13 protein-coding genes and 1 riboswitch are annotated in these 15,541 nt (G+C 49.8%); of the genes, 6 read left to right on the forward strand and 7 right to left on the reverse strand.

Annotation, left to right across the window (positions count from 1 at the left end; translation table 11 throughout):
- Positions 1-468: 468 nt before the first annotated feature.
- Positions 469-3,048 (reverse strand): enoyl-CoA hydratase-related protein, encoded by a 2,580-nt coding sequence (locus NWF35_RS14800; protein WP_301240149.1) that lies wholly within the window; start codon positions 3,046-3,048, stop codon positions 469-471.
- A 474-nt stretch (positions 3,049-3,522) separates the two neighbouring features.
- On the opposite strand from NWF35_RS14800, the gene NWF35_RS14805 reads away from it, so the two are divergent.
- The 3 genes from NWF35_RS14805 (at position 3,523) to NWF35_RS14815 (ending at position 5,457) form a co-directional block, all read left to right on the forward strand.
- Complete coding sequence (locus NWF35_RS14805; RefSeq protein WP_301240150.1) at positions 3,523-3,690, forward strand: RuvA C-terminal domain-containing protein; 168 nt, start codon at positions 3,523-3,525, stop codon at positions 3,688-3,690.
- Positions 3,691-3,807: 117 nt separating this feature from the next.
- Positions 3,808-4,230, forward strand: coding sequence for an IS200/IS605 family transposase (gene tnpA / locus NWF35_RS14810; RefSeq protein WP_301240151.1), 423 nt, complete (start codon positions 3,808-3,810; stop codon positions 4,228-4,230).
- Positions 4,231-4,233: 3 nt separating this feature from the next.
- The gene (locus tag NWF35_RS14815) at positions 4,234-5,457 is read left to right on the forward strand and encodes an RNA-guided endonuclease InsQ/TnpB family protein (RefSeq protein ID WP_301240153.1); all 1,224 of its coding nucleotides are present in this window, start codon (positions 4,234-4,236) and stop codon (positions 5,455-5,457) included.
- A gap of 1,041 nt (positions 5,458-6,498) precedes the next feature.
- Here the strand turns inward: NWF35_RS14815 and NWF35_RS14820 are convergent.
- Complete coding sequence (locus NWF35_RS14820) at positions 6,499-6,648, reverse strand: PEP-utilizing enzyme (protein ID WP_435873919.1); 150 nt, start codon at positions 6,646-6,648, stop codon at positions 6,499-6,501.
- A 201-nt stretch (positions 6,649-6,849) separates the two neighbouring features.
- Complete coding sequence (locus tag NWF35_RS14825; protein ID WP_301240155.1) at positions 6,850-7,221, reverse strand: hypothetical protein; 372 nt, start codon at positions 7,219-7,221, stop codon at positions 6,850-6,852.
- Positions 7,222-7,345: 124 nt separating this feature from the next.
- Here NWF35_RS14825 and NWF35_RS14830 point away from each other — a divergent pair, with 124 nt between their 5' ends.
- The 3 genes from NWF35_RS14830 to NWF35_RS14840 are packed head-to-tail and all read left to right on the forward strand — an operon-like array spanning position 7,346 to position 10,953.
- The gene (locus NWF35_RS14830; protein ID WP_301240157.1) at positions 7,346-9,667 is read left to right on the forward strand and encodes a xanthine dehydrogenase family protein molybdopterin-binding subunit; all 2,322 of its coding nucleotides are present in this window, start codon (positions 7,346-7,348) and stop codon (positions 9,665-9,667) included.
- Positions 9,654-10,487: an FAD binding domain-containing protein gene (locus NWF35_RS14835; RefSeq protein WP_301240269.1), complete on the forward strand. Its 834-nt coding sequence runs from the start codon at positions 9,654-9,656 to the stop codon at positions 10,485-10,487. Before NWF35_RS14830 ends, NWF35_RS14835 begins: the two co-directional genes overlap by 14 nt.
- A gap of 4 nt (positions 10,488-10,491) precedes the next feature.
- Positions 10,492-10,953, forward strand: a complete 462-nt coding sequence (locus NWF35_RS14840) for a (2Fe-2S)-binding protein (protein ID WP_301240158.1) — start codon at positions 10,492-10,494, stop codon at positions 10,951-10,953.
- 250 nt (positions 10,954-11,203) lie between these two features.
- Here the strand turns inward: NWF35_RS14840 and NWF35_RS14845 are convergent, their stop codons facing one another.
- The 4 genes from NWF35_RS14845 to NWF35_RS14860 all read right to left on the reverse strand — a co-directional run bounded on the left by NWF35_RS14845 (position 11,204) and on the right by NWF35_RS14860 (position 15,045).
- On the reverse strand, positions 11,204-12,376 hold the full coding sequence (locus NWF35_RS14845; protein ID WP_301240159.1) for a S53 family peptidase: 1,173 nt from the start codon (positions 12,374-12,376) through the stop codon (positions 11,204-11,206).
- Between the two features lie 474 nt (positions 12,377-12,850).
- Positions 12,851-13,231: a hypothetical protein gene (locus tag NWF35_RS14850; RefSeq protein ID WP_301240160.1), complete on the reverse strand. Its 381-nt coding sequence runs from the start codon at positions 13,229-13,231 to the stop codon at positions 12,851-12,853.
- 126 nt (positions 13,232-13,357) lie between these two features.
- On the reverse strand, positions 13,358-14,164 hold the full coding sequence (locus tag NWF35_RS14855; protein WP_301240161.1) for an ABC transporter permease subunit: 807 nt from the start codon (positions 14,162-14,164) through the stop codon (positions 13,358-13,360).
- Positions 14,161-15,045 (reverse strand): ABC transporter ATP-binding protein, encoded by an 885-nt coding sequence (locus NWF35_RS14860; RefSeq protein WP_301240163.1) that lies wholly within the window; start codon positions 15,043-15,045, stop codon positions 14,161-14,163. The genes NWF35_RS14855 and NWF35_RS14860 overlap by 4 nt, the downstream gene beginning before the upstream one ends.
- A 196-nt stretch (positions 15,046-15,241) precedes the next feature.
- Positions 15,242-15,420: riboswitch (cyclic di-AMP (ydaO/yuaA leader) on the reverse strand.
- Positions 15,421-15,541 lie beyond the last annotated feature (121 nt).

Below are 15,541 nucleotides of genomic sequence, written 5' to 3' on the forward strand. Positions count from 1 at the left end.
CAGTTCTACGTTTCTTGCCGTATGTACCCACATGGGCGGCGTACCTGTTACCAGTACGCTAGTTCCTTTACACTCACTCTCATGGTTTTACCCAGTGGGAGTGATTGGTTCGCCACTGGAACCTCATATCATGACGTACACAGGAACAAACCCACTACCAGTGGGATGAGCACCGCTCGTACGTTCGATTATCCAGCAAATTGGTTGCCCTAACCATCCCCAAAAGGGGATACCGAGCAACGCAGCCTTTCATCCCACGATTGAAACCATGGGCTTTCAGGCGACTTTTTCTGTAACACATCTGCGCCTTTCCATTTAGGAGGAAATGGCAGTGAGTGTCAGTTCATACATAGTAGACCCAGCACCCGTTCTGGGATGTCGGGTCTTTTTATATCCAAAATGTGTTTAAACTGACCGGGGATCGGGTAGAAATCATATCCCGAATCCACCGGCCAATTCTCTGATGTATCAACACCGCGAGCTCCACGCTTCATACAGTTGATCCACCGTAAGGAGATCGCCCAACGCGGTAGTGACCCTTCCTCTGTGTTCCGTTTCCGCCATTACGAAACGTCGTTCCTTCCGGAACACTCCGTTTTCTATCCATTCCAGCACGCGTTGCACGTCTTCGGGTTCGGGAAGCCCACATCCGACGATGGTCGCCGACGGTGTGACGATTCGCCGCTCCGATTCCATCATGGTGGAAGCGTAAAAGCTGTACCGTTTCCCAGCCATATTCTCACCAAAAACAACACGCCCCGTCTTCGGTTTGACCAAATGCAGGCTGATCCCCAAAGCATCGTGATCCGCCCGGTCCACCACCACGTCCGCATAACCCTCCGGATTATGCATCGTTCGGATACATTCACCGATCACGGTGCGCAAGGGACGAATTGTCCGTCGTTCGAACAGTTGTCGCGTCAACAACCAATCCTTTTTCTGTTCGGAAGGGTTTGGCAAATAGGGAACGGAAGGAGGCCAATCAAATTCTCCTGGCCAAGAGGCCGCGCACTCCTCGATGCTGATAATGCCCGCCACATGCTCACCGAGCCGACCTTGCAGCCACCGTTTCTGCGCTTCGGATTGGGTCACGATCACCAAGTGATCCTGACGTCGCTCGGCAACTTGGATCACCCGCCAACCGAACGGGTCCATCACTTCATCCCCTCGCTGACCCATTCCGTAGAACAAGACGACCGACTCACCAGGCTGCTCCAGCAAGGTAGAAGGTGAGCTCTCTCCCCTTTTCCCGATAAACGTCAGTTGCTCCCCTTCACGGGCACCCGCCACTACCAAGAGCCCGCCATCCTTCAACAGTTGGTAAGCTCTGCCGAATGTGCGCTCTCCGTAGAAAGTGGCGCTCCAATCAGCCAACTCCCCACGATTGCGACGCTGAAAATCCTCTATCACCTTTTTCCCCATCTCCTCCCACCTGCGCCAAGCGGAGGAGTCGGCCGGGATTTTGGTGAAAACACCGCGGTAACGTAAATGACGCTGATCCAACGCCTCGGCTTTCCATTCCTCCGTCATTCGCCTTTCCCGATCCGACGACGTCATCACCGTCACCTTCCCTTCATCATGTTGAACCAAGGTGAAACAAGCCAGCGCCGCACTTTCCTCCAAACCGTCAATCCAGACGCGTCCCCCTGCCCGATGCCGAGTGATGCGGTGCGCCGTCATCCACGGAAGCAAATCGGCTGCCTCCGCAAAAGACAAATTGGATGGTTTGGGGAATACCTGTTCCGCCCCTACTGTCACGAACCGTCCTTCCGTTTCTTGTAAACCACTGGGTATGACCACGACGGCATCTCCAGCATGGATCGCCTTTTCCTCCCTTACTACACGCCCCGTCTCCACCACCAAGCCGGAGAAATTCGCCCCGCGAGCCAACACGTACACCAACACTTCCCTCGGACCGGGCCTACGTACGGGTATCACCGTCACCGGATCGGTAGTCCGGTATTGCCAAGACGGCACCGGAGAGATGCCCGGGTAAAAAGGGGAATCGGGCGGAAGCAACTGACCTTCGCGGATCCACTGCTCTTCTTCCTCCTGCGTCAATGACCGAACGGTATGACTACCGTGGGAGAATTGATCCACTTCCAACCGTTGAGTTTGCGCGGCCCACCATTTCCGCTCATGGTCCAGCCCCGCCGAAAATCCTTGTTCATAGCCAGTTTGAATCAAGGACAGAATTTCTTTCGGTCGTGTATCCTGATCGCTTGTTCCTGCCGTGATCCGTTCCCACTCTTTTCTGTCTGGTAAAACGAACGGCCTGGGGCGCTCCCAATCATTCCGCCACGCCCTGCGGCGTACAAACGCTTCGGCGAGCGGCCCCTGCCCGGCCGTAGCCGCCGCTTTCGCCCAAGCAACCGCCAATGGCAAAGCTTCCCCTTCACAACATTGGTCTATCCATCCCGTTTCCTCCGCTTCCCGAGCTGTCATCGCCCGATTGGAGCAAAGCCAGTTGATCGCTTGAACGAGGCCGTCTGTCCCTTTTTGCAGGTGAGCAATTCTCACCAGACGCTGAATGACGCCCGTTCCTGCCGGCAGGATGAATTGCGCCGATTCGCTCGCCACAACTGCGTGCGTACATAAGGCAACTGCGCAACCAATTCCGGAGACCATCCCGTCCACCGCTGCTATCAGTGGCTTATTCATCCGCTCCATGAGCTCCAATCCCGACTCGAAGAACTCCCGCCACTCCCCTTGTAGGTGGCTGGAGGAAAACAGGAAACGACCGCCATGGCAGGTGAAGATCAAAGCTTTCAGCTCATCCCGAGCTGCCAGTTGCTCCATCCATCGTACCCATTCCTCGATGGCGGATGAGTCGGACGAACTGGATGTGGGTGACAACACGGCTATCGTACGACCGGGTGTAACTTCCCATTCCATCAGCCGAAAATGGTCAGTGGAGTTCACTTGCGGTCGAATTCCGGTTTTGGCATGGACTCGATTTCCCGAGTGAACCAGTTGGAGAGATGCACGCTCATCCGAATTGAAGGTAACAGAGTCGGTTTTCCCATGCGTCGATGTATGAGTGGTCATGGATGATGCCCCTTCCACCGAATTGTTTTATAACAATACCTGAGTATATCTTACTGTTATAATACAAAGCCTCATCACCCTTTGACAAGGGTTTTGGCGCAATTTTTAAAAAAAATTTGCCCCCTTGTCCGGGGACGGGGAGAAGAGTTTATTTAAGCGCACACGAAGCTCGCTCTTTATAGTTGGGGATTTATCAGATGAGTAGCAAATAGTCTATCTCCGTAATCATGATGTATCTGATATTGCCTTCTATAGCAATAGCAAGCCACTATATCGGCAATGACGCAGAAAGTTTTGGATTGACTCATTACACAAACATTCGAATATTCGATGCCACTCTTGCAGATGGCGCTTGCATAGCAAAATGGACCATGGAGCGACTCCTTTTACACTAAATTGCGACCTGAACGTATTCGGAAGCATGTTTTCTGCTTAGAATATTACTGATAAACACTGTAAAGGGGATCAGTATCCGTGAACCATAATCATGTAATCGGTTATGCAACATTGGCATTAAAGAACTTAGGGTATTCCAAAGACGAGATTTGGAAAGTGATTCACGAGATGCACCGTCTGTTTGATTTTCAGTCAGAAGAAGAAGCCGCCGAACAAGCCGATTCTTTTCTACGAGAGAACAGTTAATTTAGATATTGGGGGAGCGCGAGGGAGCAGTAATCCCCCTCAATTCATTGAGGGGGATTACTGCTCCCTCGCCTCTTTAAGATTGAAAATTCTTGATATAAGGTATACCATAATAGTATGAGAAAAAAATCTTGGAGGTCAACAAGGGCAGCGGTTTATAGCCTTAATTACCATTTCGTATGGTCTACCAAATATCGCAGAAAGGTTCTGCGTGAATCAGTTGGTGAGACACTGAAAGAAGCAATAAAAGCATTGTGTCTAGAACATGGATATGAATTAATAGCTCTTGAAGTAATGGAAGACCATGTTCATGTTTTCTTGTCTGCGCCTCCTAAGGTAGCTCCTTCTATTATTGCAAAAGTACTGAAAGGATCTACCGCTCGAACCCTTTTTACAAAACATCCTGAGTTAAAAAAGATTCTTCGAAATGGTCACTTATGGAATCCAAGCTACTATGTTGGATCGGCTGGACAAGTTTCCAGTGAGACGATTCAACGTTACATCAAAGGTCAAAAAACAAAAGAGGAAGGAGGTGATTAAAAGATGCCGATGATCACGATCAAAGCCAAGATTCATATAGATCCTAAAACAGAAGCTGTGCTGAAAGATGCCATGCTTTGTGCTACCAAAGTATACAATGGTCTTTTATGGCATCTTCGAAAAGAGTATGAGGAGAAAGGGAAAGTAAAGGTTTCTCGAAAAAACCTCAATCTCATTTTGAAAGAGCTACCACGAACTAGAGGATATTACTCCATGTCAGTGCAACTTACACGAGATGAGGTGATCCAGGCATATAAGAGTTTTTTTGAATTAAGGAAGAAAGGACTCACCCAACACAATGCACCTGGATTCCGGAGAAAAAGTTATCTTTCTCCTCTCAAATATGTTCAGAGCGGCTTCAAGATCGAAGGAAATAAAGTCACCCTCAGTCTTGGAACCAATCGCCAAGACGTGAAAAGTGTCTCATTCCGAATCTCCCACCGTCCTCATGTTCAATATGAGCGCATCAGGCAACTGTCCATCATCTACGATAAGATTTCCGGGCAACTTGAAGCCCGTCTGATGGTGGAAGTGAAGCCTAGTAAAAATAAAGGATCGGGACGGGTGGCAATCGATCTGGGTGAGACCATCCTCATGGCATGTGTATTCGATGATGGCACAGCTTCTCTGTATTCTGGTCGTCAGATCAAGGCAATCCGCAGGTACTGGCAAAAGGTACGAGCGAACTTAGAGCAAAAATCTCGCAGATGGTTTCAAATCTCTCATAAGGAGAGAAAACAAGTCGACCATCTCCTTCATATTGCAACAACTCATCTGATTTCCGAATGCCTCAAAAAAGGAGTAAAAGAGATTGCAATTGGTGATCTGAATGGGATTCGGGAGAACATTGACTATGGTGACTCCGTGAACCAACGTTTACATAGCTGGCCTTACAGCAAGATCATCAACATGATCAAATACAAAGGTGAACTGGCAGGAATGGAAGTACGAGACCATATCGATGAAAGGAATACTTCAAGAACTTGTCACTCTTGTGGCCAGATTCTTGTTTCTAATCGAAAGCATCGAGGTTTATACCTTTGCTCTTGCGGTTGGAATGCTCATGCGGATGCGAACGGAGCACTCAATATCTTCGAAAAAGCTTTCAAGGTATCTCCTATGAAGAGGAGTAGTGGCCGAGTGGCACGGCCCGTGACCATGTCCTACCATCTTGGTTGGCATGGTGTCACTGAACCGAAGTACAGTGCTTCACTGTATGCATCCTAAGTGGATGCCCCCGAATTTATTCGGGGGAGGATGTCACCTAGGTTCTGATCAGAAAGCGCCTGACCGGACTCCCTTTCCCCAAAGTGGGAACAAGTTTTATCCGATTGTAAATAAAACGAAGATGTACCAGACAGGACCTTCAAAAAAAGACAAACAAGCTACATGTAGCTTGTTTGTGAGACTGCTAATTCCGAGTTCGCCGTTCTCTCTCTCACTCCCAAATCTCTGCGCTCAAAGGTCGCTCCTGGGAAAACAGCCACCTCTTTAAGGGTAGCGGGTCCTTTCCCGTTGAGTACGGAGCGAAGACGGAAAATCGGAGCCCCCGAACTTTGTCAGGTAATGAGCCACCAAAAGTGTGTGCCGTTGATCCCACTTTTTTAACTCATTTTAATAACCAAAACCTACTCCGGCAAAAACAAAGATGGTGGCGATCACCAACAGGAAAATCAAGAGTCGACGAAGTCCGATTCCAAAGCCGTAACCATAACTCATCTGATCCCCCTTTCCTCTGACTCCGAAATCACCTTATTCCTCTCCTTTCTTCCTGGAAACTACGAATTCCTAATAGCGTAAAAATCGTGATTAGCACACAAACCAAAATGAGAAAATATGCATATAACTAGCAACATCAGCCCTTTCCACATCACATCAGTCAGAATAACCTATCCCCAGAAAACGGAAGGGGGATTTCTGAAAAATGACCACTTCGCTACCTTCTTTAAATGGAATGGATATCCGTAGTTTAATGTTACAAGTATTGAATTTTATTCCTATGCCTAAGGTAATTCAGTCCATCATTAATTTTTGGAGAAAAATACAACCATTATGGATTATATGCAAAAATCTCCTTGGGTTAAAAAAGTAAGTCTCTTAGCGGACATATTTCGCATTGGTGGTTATTCACAGGATTGAGACACAATGAGCTCACAACTTATGTTGTGTGAGTCAATACAAACCCAGTGGAAAAACCACTGGGTTTGTCATTTGACTCAACCTTTTTTAGAGCGGCCACATATTTCGCTTTTGGTTTCCGTAACTCTATCAACTATTCTCATCCAATATCTCCACATAACCTGTTGTGCCATCAACACGGACATATTGGCCATCTTTTAATATTTTTGTTGCATTCTCCACACCGACAACGGCGGGGATTCCGTACTCTCTTGCCACAACGGAACCGTGGGTCATCATCCCTCCAATCTCCGTCACGCATGACACGAGGAGGGGTGAGCTTCCGGTACTGCGTTTCCAACACCTTCCGGGAATGAATCAATTCCTTGACATCATCCTTTAAGCGGTTCTCCAACAAGGCGACCAGCTCATCTAACCTCAAATAGAAGACATCTTCTTTTTTTTCAATGATTCCTTGATCAAAAAGAATTTTCGCTTCTTCTAAAATGGCTTCTCTGATATCAAAATACCGGATAGGATATATTTAGGCAGTTCACGTATTCCCACCGTTTTCAGGTAGAGGGTGATGAGCCGGGATAATTTTTTTGCTTTTCTTGCGCCGCCGCGTGTTGCTTCGACCCGCTTTAACAAGGCTTGGATCGCCTCATTCGCTTCTTGCTCTCCTTGTTTGAATTTTTCCCGGTGTTCATTTGGAGCATTGCTTCTCATATGGCTGAGAATGGACGGAACAAGCATGGTCGGTACTTCTTTCCAGCGAACCCTTGTGATATCAATTTCACCCGGGGCCCGCACGAATAAAAATGGGGGATACATCGCCTGTTCGAACAAACAGGGCGTAGTTGCGATAATCATTCGCGTCGATTGTTCGGCGTATTATCAATAAAGTGGGAAACGCGCAGGTTCATTGAGAAAACGGACGTACCTCGGGACTCCTTAGCGGCGGCTGTTTCGCTTTATAGGCAAAGGAGGTGAGGAATTGATCGGAAAAAGCGTCATTCGCAAAGAATCATGGGATAAAGTAACCGGAAGGGCGAAATACACGCATGATTCCATCGAGGTGGGAATGCTGCATGCCAAACTAGTCACAAGCCCGTATGCCCATGCGCGCATTCGCGGAATCCATACGGAAAAGGCGTTCTCAATTCCCGGGGTGCGCGCGGTGATCACCGGAGAAGGACTGCCGCTGACGGGAGAGGACTTGCGCGACCGTCCCCCGATCGCCTTTGACAAAGTGCGCTACCATGGCGAGGTCGTTGCCGTTGTTGTTGCCGATACGCCCGTGCAGGCGGAACAAGCGGCCAACCTTGTTCGCGTTGTGTACAAACCGCTCCCTGCCGTCGGCTCGCCGCACGAAGCATTGCAAAAAGGAGCTCCATTGATCCACGAGAAATTGGGAAGCTACCAAAAAGAGAAATACACTTATCCTGAACCGAACACCAACATCGCACACCGTACAAAAATCCGCAAAGGCAATATGGAGAAAGCATGGGCGGAAAGTGATGTCGTTGTCGAGGCCAGCTTTGCTTTTTCTCCGTCGGACCACGCGGCGATGGAAACAAGGTGCGCCACCGCGGAGATTTTTCCGGACGGAAGCATTGTTATTTCCTCCTCATCCCAGGCACCATTTATGATAAAAAAACTGATTAGCTCCTATTTTGGTGAAGATGTTGGCAAAATCATCGTGCATACTCCTCTTGTCGGCGGGGCCTACGGCGGGAAATCCCCCGTACAATTGGAGCTTCTCGCCTATCTGGCCTCCAAAGCCGTCGGCGGTCGCAAAGTAAGCGTCTGGAACACAAGAGAAGAGGATCTGATTACATCGCCGGTGCACATCGGCATGGAGGCAACCGTCAAACTAGGCTGTACGACGGACGGCTATATGAAAGTGGCGGAAATCTTATTTTTCTTTGACGGCGGTGCTTATTCTGATAAAGCCATTGACGTCAGTCGTGCCGCGGCAATTGACTGTACCGGTCCATATCATATCGAAAACGTATGGTGCGATTCATTATGCGTCTATACGAACCATCCGTACGCCTCGCCGTTTCGGAGTTTCGGTCATTGCGAACAGGCTTTTGCAATGGAACGGGCGATTGATTTGCTTGCGGAAAAGCTGAACATGGATAAGGTGGAGTTGCGAATGAAAAATGCGATTCGTCCCGGCCACATGACCCCAACCCAAGTCCTACTCAATCAAAGCAACGTCGGCAATTTGCCGGCATGTATCGAGCGGTTGCGCGAACTCATTCAATGGGACGAATGGCAGCGCATCGAAATCGATCCCCGCACCGTCCGCGCGAAAGGCATCAGCTGTGGGTGGAAAACATCGACCATCGATACCGATGCCGGTTCCGGAGCAATTATAACGTTTAATCCGGACGGGAGCGTGAACCTGATGTCCGGTGTGGTGGAAATCGGTACAGGAACGAAAACCGTTTTGGCGCAGATCCTCGCGGAAAAGCTGAAAATGGATATCGACGACATCCACGTGAAAATGGACGTCGATACGCAAACGACACCGGAGCACTGGAAAACGGTCGCCAGCCGCGGCACGTTTATGGCGGGCCGGGCCGTACTGGAAGCGGCGGACGATGCCATTCGTCAATTAAAAAAGATTGCCTCCTGCATACTCCACGCGCCCATCGAAGATTTGGAGGTCGGCTACGGCAAAGTGTTTTTGCGCGATGACCCTGGCATTTATATTCCGATTAAAGACATCGCCTACGGCTATAAGTACCCGAACGGAAACGCGATCGGCGGCCAAATCATCGGACGGGGCAACTACATTATGCGCCATTTAACCCCGTTGGACAAAGAAACCGGTGCGGGAAAGCCTGGTCCGGAATGGACGGTGTGCGCATACGGGGTGGAGATTGAATTCGACCAACGCGACTACACGTACAAAATCATAAAAGCCGTGTCTGTCATTGATATCGGGAAAGTGCTTAACCCAAGAGCCGCGCTCGGGCAGACAATGGGCGCCATGAGTATGGGGCTCAGCTTTGCCAGCCGCGAAACATTTTCGTTTGACCGGTATGAGCGGATATTGAACCCGCAATTGCGGACATACAGACCGATCCGGTTCGGCGAGCATCCGGAATATATTGTGGAATTCGTGGAAACACCGCAAATCGACGCGCCATACGGGGCCCGCGGTGTCGGCGAGCACGGTCTCATCGGGATGCCGGCGGCACTGGCAAACGCCTTATCCGTCGCTGCCGGAGTCCCGCTCAATGAGCTGCCGCTGTTTCCCGAACTCATTTGGCGAACAAAAGGTGAGCGACGTGGTTCCATTTGACTTTACGTATTATCGACCGTCATTGATCGAAGAAGCCGTCCGGTTATTTGAAAGCCTGCGGTGGCACGGGCAAAAACCCCTATATTACGGCGGTGGAACCGAAATTATCACGCTTTCCCGGTTTCATCTCGTCTTTGCCGATGCAGTGATTGACATTAAGCAAATTCCCGAGTGCCGTACGCTTGAAGCGGGGTCGCGTCAACTTGTACTTGGCTCGGCATTGTCGCTTACAACAATCGAAGAAGCGAATCCTTTCCCACTATTGACGAAGGCGGCGAGCGAGGTCGCCGACCGAACGGCGCGCAACCAGATTACGCTCGGCGGCAACATTTGCGGACAAATTTTTTACCGTGAAGCCGTCCTTCCTTTATTGCTTGCCGACTGCGACGTCATCATCGCCGGAAAGGAAGGCCTGAAGCAACGTTCCATTCATAAAGTGTTTCGTCAGTACATGCGTCTGGAACATGGGGAATTTCTCGTTCAAGTGAAAATTGATTCATCGTATTTATCGCTTCCCCACTTTCATACGAAGCGCCGCAAACAAGGGGAGGTCGGTTATCCGCTTGTCACGGTCGCCGCCATCAAAAAGGACGAACGGCTTCGCGTCGCCTTCAGCGGTGTCTGTCCGTTTCCGTTCCGTTCAAAAGCGGTGGAAGAGCGGCTGAACGCGCGGCACCTTCCGCCCGATGTCCGCATTGCCGATGCCCTTCAAGCTCTTCCTCACCCGATTTTGGATGATATCGAAGGGTCAGCGGAATACCGCCTGTTCGTGCTAAAACAGACGCTTTTCGACACCATCACTGCGCTGGAAGGAGAATGAAACAATGGAACGAGCGACAAAATGCGAAATGCTTCTTCACATAAACGGGGAGGAACATTTCGTCTTCGCCCGTCAGGCCGATACATTGTTGTTTGTTCTCCGGAACGAACTTCGTTTCACTGGAACCAAACCCGGCTGCCTGAACGGCGATTGCGGCGCTTGTACCGTACTGGTCGACGGCAAGCCAATCAAATCGTGCATGATGCTCGCCATCGAAACAGTGGGAAAATCGATTACGACGATCGAAGGGCTGAAAAACACCCCAATCCAACAGGCGTTTGTTGAACAGTTTGCATTCCAGTGCGGCTATTGCACACCGGGGTTCATTATGAATACCTATGCTTTGACAGAGCGGCATCCCGACGCCGACGATCAACTCATTCAAGAATGGCTCGAATCGAACATTTGCCGCTGCACAAGCTACATAGAAATCGAGCAAGCCGTCAAATCCGTGTTAGCAAAATAAAATGGTTTGATGAGGCGGCGAAAGAAACGGGCTTGGGTTTCTTCACGCACATCTACTGAAGTGGCGTCGAGATCATGCGGTTTTCCCTAAAGTCTTAAAAAAAGGGAAAGTGATTGGCCAGCTGAAAATAGCGGTCTCTCACTTTCCCTTTTTACTTTCCCTAAACTCCGAACACAAAAGAGAAGAAGCCCGATGCGAATGGAGGGAGCTCCCTATTATTAGTCGCTCGGATAATCCACTTTATCCCAGGTTAAGGCGCTTGTGTCAAGGCGGGGATTAGCGCATCGGCTTTGGGACTGCCGATTCCTGTAACCAGGTCGTATCCCGAAATGCTGGTAAATCCTCCATTGCTGCCCTGCGTGACATCGTGGTAGTTGTTTGTGTAACCGGAACTGTTGGTTGTCCCGGCAATCTGGTACAGTTGTTGAATCGTGTCCAGACTGGATAACGGCATGGTTCTACCTTGGTCAACTAGAGCGAGCATCGCCGCCCAGCAGGGAGAACCCAAACTGGTACCGCCCACAACGAACCAACCGGATTGTCCTTGATATTTGGTTCCACTGTAAACAGCCACTCCAGTATAGGGGTCCGCGTCAAATGAGATATCCGGATTTCCGCGTTGAGTCCCGACAATATTGGACCACCCATCCTGATAACTCGGGCGGGCCACATAGGTGCTTGTCCCACCGCCGGAGCCAGACCAACCTGATTCGCTCAGGTAATTGCCGCTCGTATCGATCTGAAGAGACGTCCCCCCTACTGCCAACACAAAGGGGGATACCGCGGGCCATCCGGTTCCTGCACCACTGTCCCCCGATGAGGCGAGATAAATCGTACCGGGATGTTGAAAGTGGGAATCATAGCTGGATTCGCTAGAGAATTCAGCACCGCCCCAGCTGTTGCTGACCACTTGTGCTCCATTATTGGAAGCGTAGTCAATGGCGGTCACCAGGTCAGATATGGAAGCGGATTTTGCTACAACCAACAGAATTTTAGCGTTGGGCGCAAGAGCGTGGGCCCATTCCACATCCATGGCGGTTTCCAACGCCCAGCCACCGTCCGTCCGGTTGGGCTTTCCACTAGGATAAGCGATTTGCAAGTTGGCCGCGGGTAAACCGAACTGAGCGTCAAACGTGGCTAAGTCATTTTGGATGGTTGGACTCCCGTAAGCGTCCACAATGGCGATGGTTTGTCCCATCCCCGTAGCAGTCAGACGATCGATCCCGTAAGCTTTTTTGATTTGCGAAGGTTGATAACCGCTTTGGTAGGTGGGAGTGGCGTTTTTTTTGAAATGGATGGGGGGATGGGCGGTCCACTGCAGCGGTTGTGCGTGTACGGACGGGACAAATCCGACCGCAAAGGTGGAAATCAATAACGTAGTAGCCATAAACGCGGAACTGAAAAGATGTTTACTTCTACGCATTCATTAGCCTCCTTTTTTCTTAGCAAAGAAATCGACTGACCATCTGAACACCCTTACTTGTACAATATATTCAAACTATTAAAAAAATAATAGAACTTTGTTTCGCTGATGTTACGGCAAAATCACCAGTTGTTTACATTTTGATGAGAATACATTTTTGGTGAGGAAAGGATATACACATCAAGGAGCCACTCTTTTCGAGTGGCTTGAGGCTATTGACAAACCCAGCGGAAAACCGCTGTGTTTGTGTCGACCTGGGGAGGAAATTTAACTATTTGTCATTGCCATTGTCTATGACTTGGTGTTGCCCCCAATACGGAAAAATCTCCGCTAAATACCTTTAGCGGACATCATTTCTGGTAAGAAGAAGTCAGGATCCTGCATACGGGCCTGTTGTTTTGGATGTCGTTGTCGTACTCTATCCAGTATGATCGACCATCGATTTGCAGCCGTGCATCAGGGGACAACATCGACTTATATTCCTTCTTTTGCTTGTTCTTCATCCCACGGTCGTCCAAGCTGGGCCAGGGTTTGAGCCCATTCGTTGAAAATCACCTGTTTCGCTCCACGTGTGTTCCACCACTTTACTCGCTGGATGACGTTGTCGATTCCAAGCGCCTTGACAATCCGGTAAAGGATATCATTTATTCCGCAGTAATGGCGTCCTTGTCGCTTGGAAAACGGATAATACTCCACTTTAATCCCAAGTGTTTTCCCCACTATCTGACATCCACGCGGCCCCAAAGTATAAACTTTGGGGCTATGGGTACCACGTAATTTATAGGATTCAACTGCGCGCCCACGTTCGTTTTTATTGATGGTGTGGATCATATAGATAACAGTCTCGGGCTTCATGTCCAGCAGTCTAGCAAGGTGTTGAACAGTTGCCATACGGAAGAAGAAGAGAAGCGTCATGGACAGGGCGTATATTTAAGGATTTTTCCGTATCATCCCCTATTTCCGGCACGCTCATCTGCCTCGTCACAATGACAAATCGCGCCGGCGGAAAACCATCGCCACAAGGAGGAACAGCACCATCGCGGTCAAGCCCAAACCCACCGCTGTCCACAAGATGTCTTCTTCTCCCCGTGCGAGACGTACCGGTTCATACAGGCTGAACAACGTCCAGTTCCTTAGCCAATCCAGTTTTTCTCCCAGCTTGCCAGCAAAGTCCATGGCATAGAACAGAATGGTCACTGTCGCCGACCAGGAACTCGCCTTCTTTTCGTCGTCAAACAAGCACGAAAACAGGAAGCTGTACGCACCGATCACAGAAAAAAACAGGAAACAGACCAAATTCAGTTCCACGTAGTTCGACCGATCCAGGGCAGGTTGATCCAGCATCCAGGCATCTCCCGCAATCCCGCCGAGGACAGTGAACAAGTTGATAAGCCCGAGCCCCGTGATGAAAAATGCGACTTGCGTCAGGACAAGCCGTGGCCGGGACAACGGCGTTGACAGCAGAAATGCCATGGACCCCCGGTCTACATGCCGAGCCACTAGCCGAGTCGGGATCACCACGCTGTACACCATCAGCAGAATCAGATACATGAAGGAGTGGTACTCCATGGCGATAAAATCATTTAAACGCTGTACCCCGGCCTCAATTCCAAACACTTTCATCATCTCTTCCGGCATTTTCTTCAGCAATTCATTCGTGTATTCGGGAGTAAAGTAGGGATAGATGGAGACAATCATCAGCACATAAAAAAACGACCCGATCGCCATCGCTCCCAATGTCTTGCCATGCAACCGCCACATTGCCCGGTACAGCGCGAGATTAATCATTCTTTCGCCTCCCGTTGTTCATAGTAGTGCATAAAGACTTCTTCGAGATCCATCTCTTTGTGTTCCAGATGGCGGACATCCACATCGCTTAGAGAGCGGATCAGGGGATTCAGATCACCTTGTACCTCGATTTCAACCGTTGTTTCTCCCCGGCGAACCACCCTGAGCCCGGTCTGAATCAATCGGTCGATGTCCGATTTACTTCCCAGAGTCACAACAAACGCTTTTCTCTGCTCATTGAGCAACTCCTGGACGGACCTCACAGCGATCAGCCGTCCTTCCCGGATGATACCGACCCGGTCTGCCGTTCGCTCGATCTCCTGAAACAGATGGGAGGACATAAAAATCGTTTTTCCTCGCTTTTTTTCTTCCAGAATCAATTCCACAAACACACGTTGCATGAGCGGATCCAAACCGGAAGTGGGTTCATCCAGGATCAGGATCTCCGGATCATGCATGAACGCGGCCACAATGGCCAGTTTTTGCTTCATTCCCTTGGACATTTTTCGGATCGGAACCCGGGGGTCCAGCTCTAGTCGCTCCAGCAGCTCATCCCTTCTGTCATCCTTCTGTCCATGGAGTCCCGCCATCAAATCCAAGAAACCGATACCGTTCAGTCCTTCAAACATGGCAATCTCCCCCGGGAGATAACCGGTGATTTTTTGAATCTTGTCCGATTCACTCCAACAGTCCATGCCGCCAATTTCCGCTTTGCCCTCATCCTGTCTCATGAAACCCATCAAGTGGCGAATCGTGGTGGATTTTCCCGCTCCGTTAGGTCCGAGATAACCGAATACTTCTCCTCGATTCACTTCAAGGGTGAGATCAAAAATTCCCTTTCCACCCGGAAACCGTTTGGTCAATTCATTGATTCGGATCATGATCCAGCCTCCTCTCTGTCTTCCCAGCGATCAATACCACACTCGAGCATTATCCTCACATCCATCATGAGTGTTCTTCTTTTCGTCATGACAATGTTAGGGGCATTTTCAACAACAGAAAAAGCCACGAGAAGGGTGTCTTCCCGTGGCTTTTTCGGCACAGCAAAAACAGCCGTGCCCCCCGCACGATTCTCACTCCCCCTCTCCCAACGCTTACGAGGTTAGCTGACGGATTCGGGTGGCTGAGAGTCACCCTACCCGGGCATGGAACGGATCCACCCCAGGATTCACCCCTTGCAGTCCGTGACAGATCCGCCACAGTCTGCGGTTGGTTCCCCCGCTCCCGCGTATCGCGGGACTCAGCGATTTACGAGGATATATTGATTTTTTAAAGTGAGCTCATCATACTCCTCTAACGACCTGTTGTAAAGGATCATTTTTCTTCAAAAAGGAACGAAAAACCGCCATATCACCCGATCCATGTGCCTGGAGGTCC

The sequence above is a fragment of the Polycladomyces subterraneus genome (genome assembly GCF_030433435.1).
Lineage (GTDB): Bacteria > Bacillota > Bacilli > Thermoactinomycetales > JIR-001 > Polycladomyces > Polycladomyces subterraneus.